This window comes from Acidithiobacillus sp. (assembly GCF_027322205.1).
Lineage (GTDB): Bacteria > Pseudomonadota > Gammaproteobacteria > Acidithiobacillales > Acidithiobacillaceae > Acidithiobacillus.
Genome location: NZ_DAHVHY010000039.1, coordinates 1 through 19,611, shown reverse-complemented (window position 1 = coordinate 19,611; position 19,611 = coordinate 1). Strand labels below are relative to the sequence as shown.

The 19,611-nt window shown below is 56.7% G+C and carries 24 protein-coding genes; 3 read left to right on the top strand and 21 right to left on the bottom strand.

Annotated elements, in window-relative coordinates:
- From M7F93_RS07445 to M7F93_RS07430, 5 genes are all read right to left on the bottom strand, one after another.
- Positions 1-195 (bottom strand): indolepyruvate ferredoxin oxidoreductase subunit alpha (locus M7F93_RS07445; protein WP_298171424.1); only part of this gene is annotated, 195 nt, incomplete at its 3' end.
- A gap of 11 nt (positions 196-206) precedes the next feature.
- Positions 207-1,136 (bottom strand): HEAT repeat domain-containing protein, encoded by a 930-nt coding sequence (locus tag M7F93_RS07440; RefSeq protein ID WP_298171422.1) that lies wholly within the window; start codon positions 1,134-1,136, stop codon positions 207-209.
- 25 nt (positions 1,137-1,161) lie between these two features.
- On the bottom strand, positions 1,162-1,380 hold the full coding sequence (locus M7F93_RS11955; protein ID WP_366144727.1) for a 4Fe-4S dicluster domain-containing protein: 219 nt from the start codon (positions 1,378-1,380) through the stop codon (positions 1,162-1,164).
- 36 nt (positions 1,381-1,416) lie between these two features.
- Positions 1,417-3,141, bottom strand: a complete 1,725-nt coding sequence (locus M7F93_RS07435; RefSeq protein ID WP_298171419.1) for a fumarate reductase/succinate dehydrogenase flavoprotein subunit — start codon at positions 3,139-3,141, stop codon at positions 1,417-1,419.
- A gap of 20 nt (positions 3,142-3,161) precedes the next feature.
- Positions 3,162-3,908: a GntR family transcriptional regulator gene (locus tag M7F93_RS07430; RefSeq protein ID WP_298171417.1), complete on the bottom strand. Its 747-nt coding sequence runs from the start codon at positions 3,906-3,908 to the stop codon at positions 3,162-3,164.
- A gap of 472 nt (positions 3,909-4,380) precedes the next feature.
- On the opposite strand from M7F93_RS07430, the gene M7F93_RS07425 reads away from it, so the two are divergent.
- The 3 genes from M7F93_RS07425 (at position 4,381) to M7F93_RS07415 (ending at position 5,969) form a co-directional block, all read left to right on the top strand.
- Positions 4,381-4,656, top strand: a complete 276-nt coding sequence (locus tag M7F93_RS07425) for a BrnA antitoxin family protein (protein WP_298171415.1) — start codon at positions 4,381-4,383, stop codon at positions 4,654-4,656.
- Positions 4,657-4,794: 138 nt separating this feature from the next.
- On the top strand, positions 4,795-5,781 hold the full coding sequence (gene rhuM, locus M7F93_RS07420; RefSeq protein WP_298171413.1) for a RhuM family protein: 987 nt from the start codon (positions 4,795-4,797) through the stop codon (positions 5,779-5,781).
- Positions 5,778-5,969, top strand: coding sequence for a hypothetical protein (locus M7F93_RS07415; protein ID WP_298171411.1), 192 nt, complete (start codon positions 5,778-5,780; stop codon positions 5,967-5,969). The genes rhuM and M7F93_RS07415 overlap by 4 nt, the downstream gene beginning before the upstream one ends.
- On the opposite strand, the gene M7F93_RS07410 is transcribed toward M7F93_RS07415, so the two are convergent.
- The 16 genes from M7F93_RS07410 to M7F93_RS07335 all read right to left on the bottom strand — a co-directional run.
- Positions 5,952-6,287, bottom strand: a complete 336-nt coding sequence (locus M7F93_RS07410; protein ID WP_298171409.1) for a type II toxin-antitoxin system PemK/MazF family toxin — start codon at positions 6,285-6,287, stop codon at positions 5,952-5,954. The two genes, M7F93_RS07415 and M7F93_RS07410, sit on opposite strands and share 18 nt — an antisense overlap.
- Positions 6,284-6,496, bottom strand: a complete 213-nt coding sequence (locus M7F93_RS07405; protein ID WP_298171426.1) for an antitoxin MazE family protein — start codon at positions 6,494-6,496, stop codon at positions 6,284-6,286. The genes M7F93_RS07410 and M7F93_RS07405 overlap by 4 nt, the downstream gene beginning before the upstream one ends.
- A gap of 278 nt (positions 6,497-6,774) precedes the next feature.
- The gene (locus M7F93_RS07400) at positions 6,775-7,284 is read right to left on the bottom strand and encodes a peptidase associated/transthyretin-like domain-containing protein (RefSeq protein WP_298171408.1); all 510 of its coding nucleotides are present in this window, start codon (positions 7,282-7,284) and stop codon (positions 6,775-6,777) included.
- The gene (locus M7F93_RS07395; RefSeq protein ID WP_298171406.1) at positions 7,284-7,616 is read right to left on the bottom strand and encodes a DUF3579 domain-containing protein; all 333 of its coding nucleotides are present in this window, start codon (positions 7,614-7,616) and stop codon (positions 7,284-7,286) included. Before M7F93_RS07395 ends, M7F93_RS07400 begins: the two co-directional genes overlap by 1 nt.
- Before the next feature lie 64 nt (positions 7,617-7,680).
- Positions 7,681-8,577 carry a UTP--glucose-1-phosphate uridylyltransferase GalU gene (gene galU, locus M7F93_RS07390; RefSeq protein ID WP_298171404.1) on the bottom strand — a complete coding sequence of 299 codons (897 nt, stop codon included), beginning with the start codon at positions 8,575-8,577 and terminating at the stop codon, positions 7,681-7,683.
- Positions 8,578-8,654: 77 nt separating this feature from the next.
- A complete protein-coding gene (locus tag M7F93_RS07385) occupies positions 8,655-9,350 on the bottom strand; it encodes a DUF502 domain-containing protein (RefSeq protein WP_298171403.1) in 696 nt (231 codons plus the stop codon).
- A gap of 72 nt (positions 9,351-9,422) precedes the next feature.
- Complete coding sequence (locus tag M7F93_RS07380; protein WP_298171402.1) at positions 9,423-10,808, bottom strand: sigma-54-dependent transcriptional regulator; 1,386 nt, start codon at positions 10,806-10,808, stop codon at positions 9,423-9,425.
- A 1-nt stretch (position 10,809) separates the two neighbouring features.
- Complete coding sequence (locus tag M7F93_RS07375; RefSeq protein ID WP_298171400.1) at positions 10,810-11,319, bottom strand: hypothetical protein; 510 nt, start codon at positions 11,317-11,319, stop codon at positions 10,810-10,812.
- Positions 11,319-12,803, bottom strand: a complete 1,485-nt coding sequence (locus M7F93_RS07370) for a HAMP domain-containing sensor histidine kinase (protein ID WP_298171398.1) — start codon at positions 12,801-12,803, stop codon at positions 11,319-11,321. Before M7F93_RS07370 ends, M7F93_RS07375 begins: the two co-directional genes overlap by 1 nt.
- 177 nt (positions 12,804-12,980) lie before the next feature.
- Complete coding sequence (gene recN, locus M7F93_RS07365) at positions 12,981-14,657, bottom strand: DNA repair protein RecN (protein WP_298171395.1); 1,677 nt, start codon at positions 14,655-14,657, stop codon at positions 12,981-12,983.
- Positions 14,657-15,628, bottom strand: a complete 972-nt coding sequence (locus tag M7F93_RS07360) for an NAD(+)/NADH kinase (protein WP_298171392.1) — start codon at positions 15,626-15,628, stop codon at positions 14,657-14,659. The genes recN and M7F93_RS07360 overlap by 1 nt, the downstream gene beginning before the upstream one ends.
- Entirely contained in the window at positions 15,612-16,349 is a 738-nt protein-coding gene (locus M7F93_RS07355) for a type III pantothenate kinase (RefSeq protein ID WP_298171390.1), read from the bottom strand. Before M7F93_RS07355 ends, M7F93_RS07360 begins: the two co-directional genes overlap by 17 nt.
- Positions 16,346-17,287, bottom strand: a complete 942-nt coding sequence (locus M7F93_RS07350; protein WP_298171388.1) for a biotin--[acetyl-CoA-carboxylase] ligase — start codon at positions 17,285-17,287, stop codon at positions 16,346-16,348. The genes M7F93_RS07355 and M7F93_RS07350 overlap by 4 nt, the downstream gene beginning before the upstream one ends.
- Complete coding sequence (locus tag M7F93_RS07345; RefSeq protein WP_298171386.1) at positions 17,268-18,524, bottom strand: glutamate-5-semialdehyde dehydrogenase; 1,257 nt, start codon at positions 18,522-18,524, stop codon at positions 17,268-17,270. The genes M7F93_RS07350 and M7F93_RS07345 overlap by 20 nt, the downstream gene beginning before the upstream one ends.
- A gap of 215 nt (positions 18,525-18,739) precedes the next feature.
- Complete coding sequence (locus M7F93_RS07340; protein ID WP_298171384.1) at positions 18,740-18,958, bottom strand: hypothetical protein; 219 nt, start codon at positions 18,956-18,958, stop codon at positions 18,740-18,742.
- 154 nt (positions 18,959-19,112) lie between these two features.
- Positions 19,113-19,611, bottom strand: a 499-nt coding sequence (locus M7F93_RS07335) for a hypothetical protein (RefSeq protein ID WP_463670963.1), incomplete at its 5' end; no start/stop codon positions are given.

Below are 19,611 nucleotides of genomic sequence, written 5' to 3'. Positions count from 1 at the left end.
TAATTCATATGGCACATCAGTATCCTTATAAATTGCACTAGCTGGACATTCAGGCTCACATAATGTACAGTCTATGCATTCATTCGGGTCAATAACGACAAAATTAGGTCCTTCGTGAAAACAATCAACGGGGCAAACATCAATGCAATCCATATACTTACAATTTATACAATTATCCGTAACCACGAATGCCATGAACAATACTCCTATATACTCTGAAGTTTGGCGATTGCCCAAGCAGCAATTTTCTTAACATCAGGATCTCTATCGAAAATGGCTTCGCGCAGACTTTCGATTGCAACGGGATTCCCGATTTCGCCTAGACACATTGCGGCTTCTTTTCGAACGTTGCTCATAGGGTGCCTCAGCATGGTTATTACGTCATATACAGCATCGAAACATTGTATTTTCCCAATTGCCACCAAAATCTTAGAAATAACCTGCCACTGCGCCTCAGATGTCAGTAGCTTGACCACCTGATCACAGGTACCAGCAGCCCCAAGTTTCGCTATCGTTGCTGCAGCTTCTGCCCTGACCTGCCACTCAATGTCCTGCAAGCATTGAAGGGCAGCGGCCAAAGTGTCGGGTGTCGATGAATATCCTATTGCACCGACAGCAACACGCCTAACTTCTGGATCAACGTCGTTTACAGCCACTTCGGATAAACAGTGGCTATATTCCTGGTTTTGCAGGTAACCAAGCACACCGACGCACTCTAAACGAACATCTCGTGAAGAGTCGCTCAAGCCTTTCAAAGCATGGTTAGCGACATTGGGAAGGCGTAGCGGCCTAAGGGCTTTGAATACAGCAGACCTTACAAAATCATCGTTACACTCCAGCCACGACTCATATATGTCACCCAGCTCAGCTACATTGCACTCAGACAAAGTCTCTGCGGCTGCTCTCCTTACATGTTCATCCTTATCCAGAAGAAGCCTAAGTAAGGGCTCTAACATGTACACTCCAGGAAAGTCTGCAATCGCCCTTGCGGCTTCCTCTCTTACTGTGCTGCATGAATCCTGAAAACCACTGAGAATCAGTTCAATAGCAGTTTCCTTGTCTGATTCAATTGCGTTAAGTATAACCAAACGCCTCACATCTGGATCTGTATTCAAGCCACTGCTGTCATTTGACATAAGTTCCCCACTTTAATATGCTGATTTACTTGACAAGGTACGGGATTTCAACTGTCAATGCATGAGTTGGGCAATCCACTTCACAAGGCGTACAATACCAACATTCATCATACTGCATGAGAGCGACACCATTCTTCATATCAATAACAAGAACATCAAGAGGACATACATCAACACATACTTTACACCCTTTGGACGCAATGCATTTATCAGCATCGACGGACACCGGGACTTTTACAGACATTGACGCTGTAGCCATTATAGTACCCCCAGTAATGATTTAAACCATCTCTTTTGTTACAATACGTAATTGTTCATAGGCTCGCACCTCGTTGGGGTTTGGTTCAAATATATATGGTTCCAAAGGCATTTTTTTGCATGCCATTTTCCCCTCAGTATTCCTATATAGCTGAACATGGCAATCCCAACAAGCATCCTTTTGTGGATAATCGACCCGATAATGATACAAACCCCATCGGCTTTCAGTCCTGTACAGAGATGACACCGCTGCCATTTCTGCACAATCGAGAATGTCATGGACTTCCAAAGCCCTTAGAAGGTTATGTGGGCAGTCTGCCCAGAGATTATCTAAATCATGACGAATTTCTGAAAAACGCCGTAGCCCAATCTCCATTTTATTTGCCACTTTAGGAGGCTGAAGATAATCGTTAACTATTCTTCTTATCTTATATTCCATCTGATAAGGTGTAATGCCTTCTGTTCGTTTTAATGGTCTGAGTATTCTTTCACATTCTTGTATTATGTAATCGCTGTCGGCAATATCCTGATCCATGTTTACACAATACTTTACAGCCTCTAGCCCTGCGATTTCGCCGTACACAAAAGCCCCTAACATGTAGTTATGAGGTACGCACGCAACATCCCCAGCGGCATAAAGTCCGGGAATGGATGTCTCAGCTCGTTCATTGACCCATATACCTGATGCGCTATGGCCACTGCACAGACCAATTTCAGAAATATGCATTTCAATCATATCCTGTCGGTAATCGGTTCCTCTGCCCGCGTGAAAACGGCCTCGGCTTGGACGTTCATTGGTGTGTAAAATATTTTCTATTGTCGAAATGGTTTCTTCTGCCAAATGGTTTACTTTTAGAAAAACTGGGCCGTTTCCCCCTTCTAGCTCTTTAAAAAACTCGAGCATCATTTGGCCGCTCCAGTAGTCACATTCTATAAATCGCTCGCCTTGGGCATTGGCGGTATAACCACCCATTGGTCCGGTTACATATGCGCAAGCCGGGCCATTGTAATCCTTAATCAATGGATTAATTTGAAAGCACTCAATGCCCGATAGTTCTGCGCCGGCATGAAATGCCATGGCGTAGCCGTCACCTGCATTAGTGGGATTTTCATATGTTCCGAAAAGATAACCAGAAGAAGGAAGGCCAAGGCGTCCGGCAGCACCTGTACAAATGATAACTGCTTTAGCTTTAATGTGAGCGATTTCCGCTGTTCTTGTGTCGACCGCCACGACTCCCGAAACCCTATGTTCAGCCCCTACGGTAATGCGAGTTACTTTATATCGATTCGTGACTTCAACTCTATGTTTCCTAAGTAGTCGATATAGGATTTTTTTTACATTATGTCCTTCTGGCATCGGAAGCACATAATTGCCGAGATGATGCACTTTTTTTACTGCAAACTCTCCAGTCTCGTCTTTTTCAAACTTTACCCCCCATTTATCGAGTCGCTGAATCATCTGAAAGCTGTTTTCTGCATATGCTAGTATTGCCTTCTGATTCACAATTCCATCATTGGCTATAGTAATTTCTCTCACATATTGCTCAGGAGTGGCATGGCCTGGAATAACTGCATTATTTAGACCATCCATACCCATGGATATGGCCCCGCTGCGCTTAACATTGGCTTTTTCAATTAGCATGACATTTAAATGTGGATTCTCCTCCTTGGCTCTAATTGCAGCCATTGGTCCGGCAGTTCCACCGCCGACAACAACTATATCAACCTCGAGTTCTGAATATTGCATGTCCATATTCTCCGTCCTTACTAGTTACGTTTTAGGCCTGTCTTATATTTAAGCATATCACCGCGGTAATATAAGTGCTCATAATCTATCGGAGATCCATCCGCCGAATAAGTAAGCCGTTCCATTCTTAATATTGGCGAACCTTCTTCAATTTTCAGGAGACTGGAAAGAGCATCGTCTGAGAGTACCGCTTCTAATTGTACTTCTGCATGGCCTAGTTTTATTGCATACTTATTCTCTACGATAACAAAAATATCTTCAGTCGCGAGATCTTCGAGTATCAACCTTCTACCGATGCTGGACGGTACATACGTAATATCAACGGAGATGGGTACCCGGTCTAGGTAGCGTAACCGGCGGATTTCCATAATGTCGCTGCACCCTATCCTTAATTTAGAGCTTGCCAATTTGTTATCTACTCGTTCACTGTAACCAAGCAGCGTTGAGAATGTTTCATGGCCATTTGTTATCATTGCTTCACCAAAACCCTGCAACGAAATTAGTTCTTGAGTTGCCTTTGGCCGAGATACGAATGAGCCTTTTCCAGGAACTTTAAATATCAGTCCTTCTGATTGCAGACACCTTAGTGCTAGTCGTACTGTTGATCTACTTACGTTGAATGCTCTCATCATTTCGCTCTCTGAAGGCATCTGAGTGTTTGGAGCATAGGTTCCGTCAAGTATGCTCGATCGAATTTGCTCTTTTAATTGCGAGTAAAGCGGATGCATGGAAATGATGGGTGAGTGCACTTGTTCCTGTGATGTCATTGTCAGTGGTTCCATATCTGATACATGTACCTATATGTAGCAATATGCGTGCCATTTGGTGATATCTAAAAATACAATAAAAACAAATTATTATGTCTTTGGAATTTATCCGTCCTGCACGCAATGCTCCATAATTGGGCATCATTATGGTGCATTGCACAAGAAGTGCGCAGTAGGTAGATTTTATTGGCTGTATTGACTGAGTCTCCCCGAGCCGCGGGTCTAATGAACACATGAGTGACATAGCCTTGCCCTTTTCCTGAGGCCTCATCAGTCGCATCTCTGCACTTCTATAGTGTGCATAATATGCATACAATAACCTATGGACATCGACTTCGATCCGCACAAGGGGGCCATTAACCTCCAAAAGCATGCCGTCAGCCGGCGAGAAGAGACGGTGGTCTTGCTGGTCCGCTCGTCTTGGTGCTGATCATCTCTGCGCGCCGTGCTACCAAGAAAGAGGTGAAAAGCTATGCGTAAAGAATACGATTTCAAGGAAGCGAAACCAGCCCAGGATATACCGGCCTTGGCACAACTGCAGGCTCAGACCAAGCCCGGCAAGGTGCGCATCACGATGTATGTCGATGTCGAGGTGCTGCAGGCGTTCCGCGAGCGTGCGGAGCAAGAAGGAAAAGGGTACCAGACCCTCATGAATGAGGCCTTGGCCGCCGCCATGCGCCCGGAAGCGGCACCCGTAACGGAAGAAAAACTGCGGCGTATCCTCCGGGAGGAGATCCACGTCGCTTGACCATTGCATCAGAATATTGCTCGTAAAGTCCCTGCCGTTGGCTTCAGCAAAAACTCGGTCGGTAGCCGGTTTATGCCCGCAACAGCGAGCACTTTGGGCCATGTGGTTTTATGGGAGGGCGGCATAGGGGGAGGCTGCATGAGTGACATGATCATCTTTGAGGCGGACACGCGGCAGGTGGAGGTACGACTTGAGGGGGAAACCCTTTGGATTACCCAGAGTCAGATGGCGGAGTTATTTGCCACTTCTGCGGACAATATCAGTCTTCACTTAAAAAATATCTATAAAGATAATGAGTTGGATGAAACAGCAACTGCCGAGGATTTCTCGGTAGTTCGTCAGGAAGGGGTCAGACGGGTCACGCGCCAGCTCAAACACTACAACCTGGACGCCATCATCTCGGTCGGCTACCGGGTGAACTCCAGCCAAGCCACCCGCTTTCGTCAGTGGGCCACGCGAGTGCTGCGCGAGCATCTGACCCAAGGATTCAGCATAAATGAATATCGGCTGGCCCAGCGGGGACTGGTCGAGTTGGAGCAGGCGGTGGACCTGTTGAGCAAGACCTTGACCCGGCAGGAATTGGTGACTGACATCGGCCGCGAAGTGGTCGGCCTGATTCTAGGCTATGCCAAAACCTGGCGCCTGTTGCTGGACTACGACGAGGACAAGCTCGGTGTACCCGTCGGTGCGCAGCCTGCTCGTGGGGTCTTGGATTTTGAGAAGGCGCGCTGGGCGCTGGATGCGCTGGCCGATGAATTAAAAAGCCGTGGCGAGGCCAGCGAACTGTTTGCCCGTGACCGGGGCGAGGGGCTGGCGGCCATCCTCGGCAATATCGAGCAGACCATGTTTGGCGACCCGCTGTACCAAACCCGCGAGGAGCGTGCCGCCCATTTGCTCTATTTCGTGATCAAGAATCACCCGTTTTCAGACGGAAACAAGCGCTCCGGGGCCTTTCTGTTTCTGTTATACCTGCGTCAGGAAGGCATGCGCCTGACCCTGGATGAAAACGGCCTGACGGCGCTGACGCTGCTGATCGCCGAGAGCGACCCGAAGGCCAAGGATCTGATGGTGCGTCTGGTGATGAACCTGTTGGCCGTGGGCCCCGACACGAAAGGGGATGCATGAGCTACACCGAAGATACCCTCGTCCAGCAGACCGCCGCCGATTACCTGGAGCAGCAGCTCGGATGGGAATCGGTGTATGCCTATAACCATGAGGACTTCGGAGCGCCGGAACCAGCGCAGATCCAGGCAGAACCGGCACAAATGAAAATTCGCCCGGTTCAGAGCAAACGGCTACTTTGCGATACCTAAAAACACAGCTAGGCAACGACTCACCTCTATTATCACCTGCTCACTAACGGAACCAAATACGGGGCCCAACTTATCGCGCTTTACCGTCATTGCCTTATCGACCATGATCTGTGAAGTCTTTTGTAATCCATTGGTCCCGTCAGGATGTACTGTTATCCGGAACAATGGCGCATCCACCAGCGTTCCCGACAGTAGTAACACGGTGACGGTCGCCTGCTCGCTAAACTGATCAGACTGCACCACCAGCGCCGGTCTCGGTTTCCCGAAGTCACCCCGTATAGCCACCGTCAACAAATCACCGCGCCGCGCGTCGTTCACTCGTCCAGATCATCCAGTGCGTCATCCAGAAACTCCATCAAATCTGTATCCGCCCTATCTGCCTGGGCAGCTAATCGGGATTGGCGATGGCACTCTTCCGCAAATCCGGGGCGGCGTGTGTCTGGCACCCAGATTTGAACTGGACGGAGGCCAGCTCTGCGCAGAGTATCGCGGCACTTTTGGACGCGCTCATTCACGTGGGTGGTCATCATGAAATCCTCTCTTGAGTGACTCGGAGCAGTATACCCAGATGATTTGTTACATGCAACAAATCAGCGCGTCACCGTGCGTCCCAACGGCCGGATCAGACTGTTCAGTAGTTGAGTTGATCTTCCAAGCCAGACCATGCCAAGGTCCGTGACATCTGATCGTGAGGCCCTATTTCAGCGCGCAAGCGATGGCCATGTGACTGCATACTGCACATTCAACCAATCCCGGTAACTATGGTGGACCCAGGCGCACGCAGGATGGGGGCGGCGTTGTGCCCTTAGCCCGAGCGCCCGACGGGGGCATAAAGGTATTCATAAAAGTTGTCCATGGCGATGCCTTGCGTGTCGTAGCCCGTGGCATCAACGACATGGCCTTTTCTGATGCCTATGGCGACCATACAGGGATGCCGGGCGGGAAGCGCGCTGGCGGCGACGAAAGAGGGACCTCTGCGGCCACAGGCGTTGGTGGGATATTCCTGATTCAGGCGGGAGATCAGCGTCTGTACTATGTGCCGGGCTTGCAGCGGAGATGCGGCGGCGAAGGCGCGCTCGTTGTGCCAGGCGGCTTCTATGGCTTGGCGTTCCTGGTCGGTAGTTGCTTGTGAGAGCGCTTCCTGGTGCAGTTGATCCAGAGCCTGCAAGGTGACATAGAGATCCGTACGCGCGCCGCTTTGCTGGTCAATGACGTGGACGCTCAGAACGATGGCAAGGGCGCCATAGACAATAATGACGATGCCGAGTATCCAGGCAAAACGCAGACGGGCGGAGGCGGACGGACGTTCTGCCATCAGGAATGCCGACGCTGGATCGGGTGGCGGCGCCGGGCGGGCTGCGGTGTCCGGCGATCGGCGATACTGCCTTCTTCATGCCGCACCTGCAGGCGGTTTTCGGCGGCGAAGCGCATGATTTCGGCAAAGGCCTCCGGGCGAATCTCCTCAAGGCTTTCGTCTATGATAATGGCGGCGTTGCCATTGATGGTGGCGGGTTCAATGAGGGGCAGGTAATGAATTTTATGATCCGCGCCGAAATGGGCCAGTCCAACCCCTTCAATGAGCATCTCCGCCCAGGCGGAGGGGCGGAATTTACCACCGCTTTCGGTAACGCCGTCAATGATGATCATGGATGCCTGCGCTCCTCGGAGAAGTGGGCGATAATAGCGCCCCTTTCGGAGAGAATGAAGGGGGTCACAGAACGGTCTCAACCGGGGCCTGGTGTTCGCAAAGGCTGTCCATATACTGGGTGAAATCGGCACCTACCTCAGGGTGTAACTTGCCAAAGGCGATGGTTGCTTTTAAGTAGCCAAGCTTGTCGCCACAATCAAAGCGCTGCCCGGAAAAGCGATAGGCCAGCACCTGCCGCTCATTCAACAGGTGGGCGATGGCATCTGTCAGTTGAATCTCACCACCCGCACCTTGCTGAGTCTGTTCCAGAAAGTGAAACACCCGCGCGGGGAGGATGTAGCGTCCAACCACACCCAGATTAGAGGGCGCATCCTCTGGCTTGGGCTTTTCGACGATGCCGCTAATCTGATAAATACGATCATCCCAGGGCCGTGCATCAACTACGCCGTAGCGGGTGGAATGCTCCCGTTGAATTTCTTCAACGCCGAGGATGCCTGCTTGATAGCGGTGGTACTGTTCTACCATTTGCGCGAGCACGGGTGGCTCACTCAGCATGAGATCGTCTGCCAATAAAACCGCAAAGGGTTCGTCACCAACCACTGGGCGCGCCATCAGCACGGCATGCCCGAGTCCAAGGGGGTAGGGCTGGCGTAGAAAAATGGTGCTGACATGGCTGGGCAGGATGTTCCGCACTTGCTCCAGCAAAGCCGTCTTGCCACGTTTTTCCAACTCAATTTCCAGTTCGTAAGAAACGTCGAAGTGATCTGCGATAGCACGCTTGCCGCGCCCGCTGATAAAAATGAGTTGATCACAGCCTGCGGCGATCGCCTCCTCTACAGCATACTGAATGAGTGGCTTGTCCACTACCGGCATCATTTCCTTGGCATTGGCCTTGGTGGCCGGGAGAAAACGAGTACCCAGCCCGGCCACGGGGAAGACCGCTTTACGTACTTCAGCCATACTTCATCTCCTTGTGCTGTGGCAAGAGTGTAACGAAGACTGCGGGTTTGCCGCAAAGCGCCCACTGAACCGGGCCATCATTGGTCCGGTTCAGGATGACTGGTCGCTGTCTGTCTGGTTGATTCAGTAGTGGCACCCAGCTTATCACGGATGGCTTTCCCTCCCCCCACTCCGCCCGCCATAGCGAAGCGCAGAGCCTGTTGCGGGGTGAGATCGGGCAGGGGGATGACTTTGTCGCGGGGCACGAGGCAGGTGAAGCCGCCGACGCCATAGCTCATGGGGATAAACACCGCGATGCAATCCTCGGGCAGGCGGGGCAGTTCGCTGAGGGTGTCGCGCGTGACCAGACCGATGATATAGCCCATGTCGCCACCCTGGCGAACCAGTACGGCGCTGCGGAAACCACGGTCCGTCCCACCAAATAGCAGGTCTACCGTTTCCTGAATCGTGCTGTAGAGGCTGTGCAGTACGGGAATGCGTTCAAGTACGGCGTTCAGTTTTTCAAAAATCCAGGCGGTCAGGACATGGGAAGCGAGAAAACCGACACCAAGAATAGTCATCAGCGTCAGCAACAAGCCCAGGCCGGGGATATCAACGCCAAAAAGCGCCCTGATCGGTGTCTCAAAAAGGTTGTTCAGCCAGCCGCCAATCCACAGCACTACGTAAATCGTCAGCCCGATGGGCAGCGAAATGAGCAAACCCTGAGCGAACCAGCGGCGCAGGTGGATGCGCTGGAAGAGGGGTTTCTGGGCGGTGGGAACGGGTAGTGTCATCGGGCCGTTGACGGAGTCAAAGTGGGTTAAGCATAGCAAGATCGGCGATGGGGGCAAAGCACCGGCCCATCGCTATTCTTCATCCCGGTCCTCCTGACCCTTGAAAAGCTGCGGAGCCAGACTGTGTTTGCGCATCAGTTTGTAAAGATCGGTCCGATGTCGGCCAGCTATGCGTGCGGCACGAGAGATGTTGCCGTCCGTGGCGCGCAACAGATTTTCCAGATAGGCGCGCTCAAAAGCAGCCTTGGCATCCTGCAGGGGTGGAAAAGCACTCTGTCCGCCTTGGCGACCGGTGTCGGGAATGGCGTCGGCAGCGACCCAGCCTTTTTCGGTGACCGCCGCGGCAAAGGTGACGGCATTCTCCAGTTCCCGGACATTGCCGGGCCAGGATCGTTGCATCAACTTGTCGAGGGCTTCGGGACTGAAGCCCAGAATATCCCGGTTCAGGCGCTGACTCTCCCGGTCCAGGAAGTACTGGGCCAGCAGGAGAATATCCTCCGCCCTTTCACTCAGGCTGGGGACCCGCAGCGGGATTACATGCAGGCGATAGTAAAGGTCCTCGCGGAAAGCACCACTGGCGGTCAGCGCATGAATATCCTGATGGGTAGCACTGATGACCCGCAGGTCGACCGTCATCTCTGTTTTTGCACCGACGGGACGCAGGCTGCCTTCCTGAAGGACGCGAAGCAATTTGACCTGCAGGGTAAGCGGTAAATCGGCAATTTCATCGAGGAAGAGGGTACCGTTGTCGGCGCTGCGGATTAGTCCGGCATGGTCTTGAGTGGCGCCGGTGAAGGCGCCTTTGACATGACCGAAGAGTTCGCTCTCCGCCAGTTCGGCGGGAATGGCACCACAATTGACCGCAACGAATGGACCGTCACTGCGCGGGCTGGCGTCATGGATGGCGCGGGCGACCCGTTCCTTGCCGGAGCCACTTTCCCCGGAAAGGAAAACACTGGCTTTCGAGCTGGCAATACGCGCCAATTCATCCACCAGCGCGGCCATGACGGGACTGCGGTGGAGGATGCTTTGTCCGGCTTGTTCGCGCAATGCAGCTCGCAGCTTACGGGTTTCCTGCCCGGCGTGGCGCTGCGCGAGCGCGGCCTTGGTCAACTCCTGCAGCTCTTCATTACTGAAGGGCTTGCTGAGATATCCGAACGCTTGTGCACGCATGGCCGCCACCGCATTGGGGATGCTGCCATGGGCGGTGAGCAGAATGACGGGGAGATCAGGGTCAAGCGCCTGCACAGCCTCTAGCACGGCCATCCCATCCATGCCCGGCATGCGCAGATCGGTGATGACCAGATCGGGCTTGTCTGTGTGCAAAATCTGCATGCCTTGTACAGGATCACTGCTGGCCAGGACGTGGTATCCCTCACTTTCCAGCCAGAGGCCGAGCAGGCGCAGAAAGTCGGGATCGTCGTCAACGGTGAGTATAGTGGGGATGGGCTTGGGCATTTTAGGGCCGCTTGGGAACGTGGTGGTCAAGAGATTTTTCGGCATGGTCGTGGAGAAGGTTTTCCAGGCGATTCAGGCGCGCTTGTGCGGCAGCGGATTGTGCTTGTGCGGTCGCGGATCGTGCCTGAGCCAGTCTGAGTTCGGCTACACATGCGTCCTTGGTGGCGGTGTGCTCTTGCAGGGCGTGGACGATGCGACGCAGGGGGACTGTCTCGACAGCCACTTTGTCATTCTGGGCCGCCAGCCGCAACTCTCTCGCCGCATTTCCCAAGGCCGTGCTATTCAGCGGCCCGCTACGCAAGTAACCATTGGCTAACGCCACATGGATGCGCGCGCAGGCGGCGGATGTGGGCAAGCCACAGTGGGCGAGATCACTGATCAGTATGCTGCGTGTTGCACCGGGCAGGGGGGGCGGTGGGGCTGGCTGGGGCGTGACCAGTGCGCAGGCACTCAGCGCTGCGGCGAGGCCGAGCGTGGCGAGGATCGGAAAGAAGTGAGTGATCCAGCGCATCAAATAGCTCCAGCGTTGCGCGCAGCGGGCAACCAGATTTCGGCGCAGAGACCGCCGCTGGGGCGATTGTGCATCCGGATCCAGCCGCCCTGGGCGCCCACCAGTTCGCGGGTAATCGCCAGACCCAGGCCCGTGCCGCGCGGCAGGCTGTTGCTGACCGGTACCTGGTAGAAACGTTCAAAGACTCGTTCCAGCAGGGCATCAGGAATGCCGGGACCATTGTCACTGACGCTAAAATGGACACCCTTCTGCTGCGCTGTTGCACGAACCTCGATCCGTCCGTTCGCCGGACTGTATTTATGGGCATTGCTGACCAGATTGGTCAGAACCTGTCGCAGTCTCTGGGGATCGGCATAGACACTGAGTTGCTCCGCCCCGTCACAGTCTAATATCTGATTTTTTTTATCGGTCAGCGGTTGCATGCGTTTTTGCAGGTCGATCAGCACTTCGGCAACAGGGAGATCCTGTGGTGAAAAATCCAGGGAGCGCGCTTGCAGGGCGTGCATATCCAGCATTTCATGAATGGCGGCATACAACTCTTTGACCTGGCGGACGATGATTTCGAGCACTTCGTGCTGGCGCGGCAACAGCGGACCGATGCGTTCACTGAGCAGGAGCTCGCTGCCGGAGCGTGCCGAGGCCAGCGGGGTTATCAACTCGTGGGACACCTGGCTGAGAAATTCATGTCGCAACCGTTCTTCTTCCCGCAGCCGTGCCTGCATGCTTTCAATACTGCGGGCGAGATCGCGGAGCTCCTGGGGGCCTTCACTGGCGACATTCGTCAGTTTGCCAGCGCCGATGTCTTCCACGGCACGACGAAAGTCCTTGAGGGGACGGGTCAGGGCGGTGGCTACCCGCCCGGGGATGAGGATGCTGAGTAAAGCGGTGATGAAAACCAGCGCATAGAGGAGCTGGACGGCACGAGTCCGCGCCGCAGCGGCTGCAGCGCCTTGCCGGGCGAGAAGTGTCGCCATCGCCAGATGTACGGCCTGAAATTTTTCTTCGACGGCGGCTTTGCTGGTCTGTTTGGTGGCATTGTTGCCAACGGTCTGCGCATAAGTGGCCAGACTGCTTTGCAACTGTTGCATGGCCACCGTGAGAGCGGGGTGATTGCGGGTGGCGTGTTGTAGTGTTTGCAGAGCACCCTCTTCGCTGGCCACCAGTTGGGTGAAGGTCTTTTCATAACCGGCTTGCGGCAATATTTGGGCAAGCTGACGAAAAAATTCCGCTTGATACTGGGTGTTTTTAATCTTTAGAAGTTGTTTTTGCAGGGGTAGCCCGACCTGAATGAGGGTGTCACTGCTGTTGCCGAGAGTGTGAATAGAGCGAACCGCGACGTAGACCACGCTGCCCACCAGTAGCAGTATTGCCAAAGCGACCAGCAACACCCGCCGCGGAATGGAGTCGGCTCGGTTATGTTCTACGTGCGTCGGGACCGCTGACTCGCGGTCTGTACTGTGTCCTTCCATAAAATTGGCCGCCATCGGTTCTCCGGGTCCTCGGCACTGGACGCGCATTTGCGTGCCCAGACTATCCCTTCACAGCCAGAGTGTAAGCGACACAAGCGTCAAGTCCTAGTGTAGGTCGTTGGCTACGCCTGAATATTCTGATGAGTAAAACAACTTGGCGTTGTGTTGACCCCAGCAGACCGTCGTCCATCCTCAGGATTGGGTGCTGGCCAGTAAGACGGCTGCCGCCTGAGTCACCGCGTCGCTGATTTCAATGCCGCCCAGCATACGGGCGATTTCCTGCTGGCGCTCAGTGCCATTCAGTGTGCGAACCTCGCTGAGGGTCTGCCCGTTGATGACCTGTTTTTCTGCCCGCAGGTGCTGGTGTCCCTGGGCGGCCACCTGTGCCAGATGGGTGACACAGAGGACTTGCTGGCGCGCACCGAGGCGGCGCAGCAGGCGACCGACCCGTTCGGCGACCGCGCCGCCGATGCCCACATCCACTTCGTCGAAAATCAGGGTATCAATGCGTTCTGGCGCGGCGAGAATGACCTGCAGCGCGAGGCCGATGCGTGACAGTTCACCACCGGAGGCCACTTTGGCCAGGGGTTGGGCAGGATGTCCGGGGTTGGCGGTAATCCAGATTTCTACCTGATCCCAGCCGGTATCGCGCCATTGTTTTTCGGCTTCGGGATGGCTGTACAGGCGAAGCTCGATGGTCGCATGGGGCATACCCAGTTGCTGGATTTGCGCGACGACGGCCTGGGCCAGTGCATCCTGTTGCTGCTGGCGTGCGTTGCTGAGGATTGCGCAGTCCTCGACGTAGGCCGTACGCGCCTTGGCCAGTTCGTGTTCGGCGGTGTCGCGCGCAGCGGCGAGATTTTCGCTGCCCAGCAATTCCTGGCGCAGAGAGGTTAGTTTGGCGAGCAGCCCGGCCATGTCGCAGTGGTGTTTGCGCTGCAGATCCTGCAGATCCTGCAGGCGCCGGGCGATGCTTTCCAGCCGCTCCGGGTCGGCCTCCAGTTCGGTGACGTAGGCGCGCAGTCTGGTAATGGCTTCTTCGATCTGAATCAGTGCCGAGTTGAGCAATTCATCGCAGTCCGCGAGGCGGGGATCGTGGGCGCGGGCGGTGCTCACATGGCGTTGCGCCTCGGCGATAGCGCGATCTGCGGCGGCATCTTCGCCATCCAGCCGGGTGAGGGCGGCCAGGACATTATCCCGGAGCTTTTCCACGGCGCCGAGGCGTTGTTCCTCGGCGCGCAGGTTTTCCCATTCATCGGCCTGCAAGCCGGCGGCTTCCAACTCCGAGAGCAGGAAACGCTGCCAGTCTTCCTGCTCGTGTTGCTTGCCCTGCTGCTCCTGTAATGCGGCGTAGCGCTGGGCGGCTTGGCGCCATTGCCGGTGGCGGTCGGCAACGGTATTGAGGGTGGTCTCCAGCCCGGCGAAACGATCCAGCAAAAACAGTTGGCGCTCCGGCTGAAGCAGGTTCTGATGGGCATGCTGGCCGAGAAGTTCGACCAGGGTTTCACTGAATTCTTTGAGCTGGCCATTGGTGACACTGCGACCATTGATGAAGGCGCGGCTGCGACCATTGCGCTGAATGATGCGGCGCAGGAGGCAGATGTCTTCGTCCTCGATTTCTTGTTCGCGCAGCCACTGGCGTGCTGGGTGCTCCGGACTGAGTCCGTATTCGGCACTGATTTCCGCCTGCTCGGCACCATGGCGGATGTCTTCGGTATGGCCTTTGTCGCCGAGGAGCAGGGCGATGGCATCCACCAGAATGGACTTGCCCGCGCCGGTTTCGCCGGTCAGCACCGTCAGCCCCGCTGCGAAATCGATGCTGATGGTGTCGATCAGAGCAAAGTCGCGCACTTGCAGATTAAGGAGCATCAGTCTTCTCCGGGGGGTTCGGCCCAGTGCAGCTTGCTACGCAGAATCTGGAAGAAATTTTCTTCTTCGGGATGGATGAAGCGGGCGAAGCAGGGTGCGCGGTGAATGACGATTTCGTCGTTGATTTCCAGGGGAATGCTGCAATGGCTGTCCAGACTCAGGGCAGCAGGCTGACGGCTGGCGGTGAGGCGGACCCGGATCTCTACGGTATCGGCGACGACCAGGGGCCGAGCGGTGAGGGTATGGGGACAAATGGGGACAAGGAGAAGCGCCGCGAGGGTGGGGGTGAGGATGGGGCCGCCCGCCGACATGGCGTAAGCGGTGGAGCCTGTGGGGGTAGCGATGATGAGTCCGTCGGCGCGCTGGGTGTAAACAAAGCGGTCGTCTATCTGCACCCGCAACTCGATCATGCTCTCGCCGCTGCCCTTGTGGATGAAGACTTCGTTAATGGCGAGGCCAGAATAGGCGCGATCCTGTCCGCGCCAGAGCTCAGCGTGGAGGACACTGCGCAGGTCTTGCTGATAATGGCCTTCCAGAATGGGCGGCAAGGCTTCGCCAATCTGCTCAATGGACAAGTCGGCGAGAAAACCGAGACGTCCCTGATTGATGCCGAGGATGGGGACGCCGCTGCGCGCGGTCTGCCGCGCCGTCCCCAGCAGGGTGCCATCGCCGCCGAGGGCAATGACGAGGTCGCAATCGGCGTTTACTTCAGCGAAGGAGAGCAATGGCAGTCCCAGGTCTCCGCCGATATCTGCCGCACACTGGGTTTCGAGAAAGGTAGGCAGACCTCGACCCAGCAAAAAATCCCGCAGGCTTTGCAGTCCGGGGAGGACCGAAGGGTCACGGTATTTACTGATGAGCAGAACACGCTGGAAGGGTTTGGCCATGGGGGTAGCGTACATGGGGGCGGGGCTGGCGCCAAGGGGTTGCGGCCATTTTTGCGCGGTTTCGATCTTAGGGCGGGGCGCCACCTTGCATCCACAAATAAAAGCCGCGCAGGAGCAGATGGGGCTGGTGGAAGCTGCCGGCGATGGCGGGTTGCCAACGTTCGGCATCACCGCCAGTGATGAGGATCTGTGCCTGGGGGCTGTGCTGGCGATAGTCGGTAATAGCGCCGCGCAGGGCATCGGTAAAGAGGTGGATGACCCCGGCTTGAATGGCGCTGCTGGTGTCATTGCCCAGCATTTCTGCCGGGATATTCAGGACGACTTCGGGGAGGAGTGCCGTACCCTGATGCAGACTGCGCAGGCTCATGGTGATACCTGGCAGGATACGTCCACCCCGGAAATGTCCGCCAGCCAGCAGGTCGATCGTGATGGCGGTGCCCATGTCGATGACGATGCTGTCTTGCTTGGAGCGGTCCATGGCGGCGGCGAGCAGGCAGCAGCGGCGGTCAAAGCCGAGGCTTTCCGGCGGATGGTAGTCGTGTGGCACGGCGCGGCGGAAAAAGCCAGGGTCGGGTTCGCGAACCTCTGCTGGGGATAAGACTTCCCGCCAGGCGGCAAGCGCCGCAGGTACTACGCCGCCCAGCGCAACGGGTTCCCGGTTAAATGCGTTGAGCCATGTCAAACCGGGCTGCTGCAGGATTTTCGTAGGTGGCAGTGAAGTGGCAACGCTGGTGCTGTCAAAATGCACGCCATCCTGGGTGCGTGCCAGCAGGGTGCGGGTATTACCGACGGCGATGAGGATCATGGATGTTGGGGCCGCAGGCTGACATCGCCGGCATTCAGCCAGGCCGTATCGGTATCCGTGTAAGAGATCTGCAGGCGTCCGTCCGGGCCGAGGCCCAGCACCTGGGCCGTACGCACGCCCTGCGCGTCGCTGATCTGAACGGGTTGGTGGGTCAGGCGATCCGCCTCCTTCCATGTCGGCAGGAAGGGCGTGAGGCCCACCGCCGCAAAGCGCGCGAAGTCTCCCTGCCATTGGCGGAGAACAGCACCGGCGAGGGTGTTGCGGGTGACCCTGATGTCGAGGTCGGCGAGGCTCACGGCGGTGGTGGGTAGAGCGGGGTCATCGTGGATGTTGAGTCCCAAACCGACCACCAGCCGGGTCTCTCCGTGGCCACGTGGACGCGCCTCAACCAGGATCCCCCCCAGCTTGCGCCCCCCTACCCAAAGATCATTGGGCCACTTGACCCAGAGATCGGGCAGGCGCGCCTGCAGCAAGGTGAACACCGACAGGGCGGCAACGATGGTGAGTGCCGCATTGACCGGGCGGTGCTGAGTCCAGCCATAACTCAGGTAGAGATGGCGCCCAAAAGGGGAAGACCACTGGCGCCCGCGCCGCCCGCGCCCGGCCCACTGGCTCTCGGTCAGGCAGACGTCGACGCTGGTATCCTGCAACACTTCGGTATTGGTCGAGGCGCAGCACAGCGGCAGGTGGATATGCGCCGGGTCGATGCCGCCGATGGTGGCAATTTCCTGGGCGGAGAGCGACGCGGCGGGATATTCCAGGTGCACACTGCCATCCCGCGCATAGAGGGGGAAGCCCCATTCGGCGGCCTCCGCCAGCAGCGCAGACTGAAGCCCGCCTGGATTGTCGGCAGGCCAGGCATGGGGCAATCCATCGGCCACCGCCGCCAATAAGACCTGCAATGCCGTCGAAGGCGCGTCAGGAGCGGATATGGCCATCTCCCAGGACGATCCATTTTTGCAGGGTCAGGCCCTCCAGTCCCACCGGCCCGCGTACATGCAGGCGGTTGGTGGAGATGCCGATCTCTGCACCCAGACCGTATTCAAAGCCATCGGCAAAGCGGGTGGAGGCATTGACCATGACGGAACTGGCATCCACCTCGCGCAGAAAGCGGCGGGCGTGGGTGTAATTTTCGGTGATGATGGACTCGGTATGCTGGGAGCCGTAACGGTTGATGTGCTCCATCGCGGCGTCGAGATCGTCCACCACTTTGACGGAAATGATCGGTCCCAGGTACTCGGTGGCGTAGTCCTCTGCGGTGGCGGCGATGGCACCGGGGATGCGGGGTAGGCCGCGTTCGCAGGCGCGAATCTCGATCCCCTTCTCCTGCAAGGCCGCGGCGATGGGGCCAAGCAGGTCATCCATCCGTTCCTGATGAATGAGCAGACTCTCTGCCGTGTTGCAGGTGCCAAGCCGCTGGGTTTTGGAATTGACGACCACTTTGAGCGCCTTGCGGGGATCGGCGTCGGCGTCCACATATACATGGCAGTTGCCATCCAGATGCATGATCACGGGTACGGTGGCTTCGGCCTTGATGCGGGCGATAAGGCCCTTGCCACCGCGGGGGATCACCACATCCACATGGCGATCCATGCTGATCAGGATACCCACGGCCTCACGCTCGGCGGTGTTGACGTACTGCACCAGATCCAGGGGCAGGTTGGCCTTGCCGAGGGCAGCGCGCAGGCGCTCGGCGATGGCCAGATTGCTGTGTAGGGACTCGGAACCGCCACGCAGGATGACGGCGTTACCCGATTTGACGCAGAGGCCAGCGGCATCGGCGGTAACGTTGGGGCGCGATTCGTAGATCATGGCGATCACGCCCAGAGGCGCGCGCATACGGCCTACCTGGATGCCGCTGGGGCGGTAACGCAGGTCGGTGATCTCGCCCACGGGGTCGGGCAGGGCGGCAATTTCTTCGAGGCCCCTGGCCATGGCTTCGATACGGGCTTCGTCCAGACGCAGGCGATCAATGAAAGCATCATCTTTACCCGCTTCTTCGGCGCTGCGTAAATCCTTGCGGTTGGCGCGTTGCAGATGGTCGGCGTCGCGGCGCAAGAATGTCGCCATGGAGCGCAGGGCGCTGTCTTTGGCGGCGCTGTCCGCGCTTTGCAACCGGCGCTGGGCGCTACGGGCGCGTTCACCGATTTTTTCCAGTTCGCTACGTAAATCCAAGATGGAGCCTCCTGTGCTGGGCTCGGGCCGGACGTGAGGGCAACGGAAAGCCCACCGCTGATCCGTGCCGGGAAACGGCGCCCGCGTGGCTTAGCCCGCGCGGGTATTGTTTGTATTGTGCCGTTCCGGAGCCATTCCGGCAATCCGCAGGCAGCGACCAGCCTTTCACCATACCGAAAGAAGGCCACCGTACCCAACCCGAACAACTGCCTGCGCTACTGGGACCTGGTGCTGTCCTTCTTGGCCTCGATTACACCCACCGCATTGCGGTTGACGAACAGCATGTAGTCGGCCGGTCCGGTGTCGGTGGGGTATTCGCGCACGGCCACCCCCATGCCTGCCGCCAAATTGAGCTGTTTCATGCCCTGGATGACCCAGCCGGCCTGTTCCAGCTTATGGTCAATCTGCTGGCGTGCCTTGGTTTCCGGCGTCATGCGTGCTCCTCCTGCGCCCGATACGCGTCTATCGCCCATGACGCCCGGCGCAAGGACAATGCAACTCTTTGATTCATTGGGCCTGCGCCGATGTGTCGCCCAACCGCTATCGCCCAGCTATCGCCGATATGGTGCAAGTTGTCCGATAGCCCGTTCATGAAACTGCCCAGTACCGCCGCCAGCGGTTGTTGCCTTCAAAACGCACGGCACCACGCCCGATCAACTCTTCCAGTGCGCGTTTAACTTGTTTGGGGTGTATCTCGCCACCGATGCGCCGATGGATGTCGCTGATGGCGGACTTGGGGTAGCGCTGCAGGTCTTCGAGCACCAGCGCGGCCAAACGATGCGGCTCGATGCGCTTGAGGGTGGTCTCCCCGGTAAACTTGAGGCTGCGCAGCAGGCCCGGATCAACAAAATAGCGCGTAGCCTGGGTGCGGCCGGCGCTTTGCACCAGGTGCCATTCCAGCAGGCGTTTGAGCCAAGGTTGAAGCACTTCGGTAGAAGGCAGCTCCAGTGTGGCGGCGAGTTCGCGGGCGGTCAGTGCGTCGTGCTGGGCCAGCAGCCCCAGGGCGATGCGCTCGCGTTGGGTGAGCTGGTAGGTCTGGTCTGCCTTGGCAATGAAGTCGATGACTTCGGGCTTGAGGATGCGGCGG

Excerpts from the sequence above, each read along its gene's own strand:
- M7F93_RS07415 (WP_298171411.1), top strand. The coding sequence starts at position 5,778 with ATGAGCTACACCGAAGATACCCTCGTCCAGCAGACCGCCGCCGATTAC.
- M7F93_RS07375 (WP_298171400.1), bottom strand. The coding sequence starts at position 11,319 with ATGCGCTGGATCACTCACTTCTTTCCGATCCTCGCCACGCTCGGCCTC.
- M7F93_RS07385 (WP_298171403.1), bottom strand. The coding sequence starts at position 9,350 with ATGACACTACCCGTTCCCACCGCCCAGAAACCCCTCTTCCAGCGCATC.
- M7F93_RS11955 (WP_366144727.1), bottom strand. The coding sequence starts at position 1,380 with ATGTCTGTAAAAGTCCCGGTGTCCGTCGATGCTGATAAATGCATTGCG.
- M7F93_RS07400 (WP_298171408.1), bottom strand. The coding sequence starts at position 7,284 with ATGGCAGAACGTCCGTCCGCCTCCGCCCGTCTGCGTTTTGCCTGGATA.
- galU (WP_298171404.1), bottom strand. The coding sequence starts at position 8,577 with ATGGCTGAAGTACGTAAAGCGGTCTTCCCCGTGGCCGGGCTGGGTACT.
- M7F93_RS07405 (WP_298171426.1), bottom strand. The coding sequence starts at position 6,496 with ATGACCACCCACGTGAATGAGCGCGTCCAAAAGTGCCGCGATACTCTG.
- M7F93_RS07440 (WP_298171422.1), bottom strand. The coding sequence starts at position 1,136 with ATGTCAAATGACAGCAGTGGCTTGAATACAGATCCAGATGTGAGGCGT.
- M7F93_RS07395 (WP_298171406.1), bottom strand. The coding sequence starts at position 7,616 with ATGATCATCATTGACGGCGTTACCGAAAGCGGTGGTAAATTCCGCCCC.
- M7F93_RS07340 (WP_298171384.1), bottom strand. The coding sequence starts at position 18,958 with ATGACGCCGGAAACCAAGGCACGCCAGCAGATTGACCATAAGCTGGAA.
- M7F93_RS07380 (WP_298171402.1), bottom strand. The coding sequence starts at position 10,808 with ATGCCCAAGCCCATCCCCACTATACTCACCGTTGACGACGATCCCGAC.
- rhuM (WP_298171413.1), top strand. The coding sequence starts at position 4,795 with ATGAGTGACATGATCATCTTTGAGGCGGACACGCGGCAGGTGGAGGTA.
- M7F93_RS07425 (WP_298171415.1), top strand. The coding sequence starts at position 4,381 with ATGCGTAAAGAATACGATTTCAAGGAAGCGAAACCAGCCCAGGATATA.
- M7F93_RS07350 (WP_298171388.1), bottom strand. The coding sequence starts at position 17,287 with ATGGCCATATCCGCTCCTGACGCGCCTTCGACGGCATTGCAGGTCTTA.
- M7F93_RS07430 (WP_298171417.1), bottom strand. The coding sequence starts at position 3,908 with ATGACATCACAGGAACAAGTGCACTCACCCATCATTTCCATGCATCCG.
- M7F93_RS07435 (WP_298171419.1), bottom strand. The coding sequence starts at position 3,141 with ATGCAATATTCAGAACTCGAGGTTGATATAGTTGTTGTCGGCGGTGGA.
- M7F93_RS07370 (WP_298171398.1), bottom strand. The coding sequence starts at position 12,803 with ATGGCGGCCAATTTTATGGAAGGACACAGTACAGACCGCGAGTCAGCG.
- M7F93_RS07355 (WP_298171390.1), bottom strand. The coding sequence starts at position 16,349 with ATGATCCTCATCGCCGTCGGTAATACCCGCACCCTGCTGGCACGCACC.
- recN (WP_298171395.1), bottom strand. The coding sequence starts at position 14,657 with ATGCTCCTTAATCTGCAAGTGCGCGACTTTGCTCTGATCGACACCATC.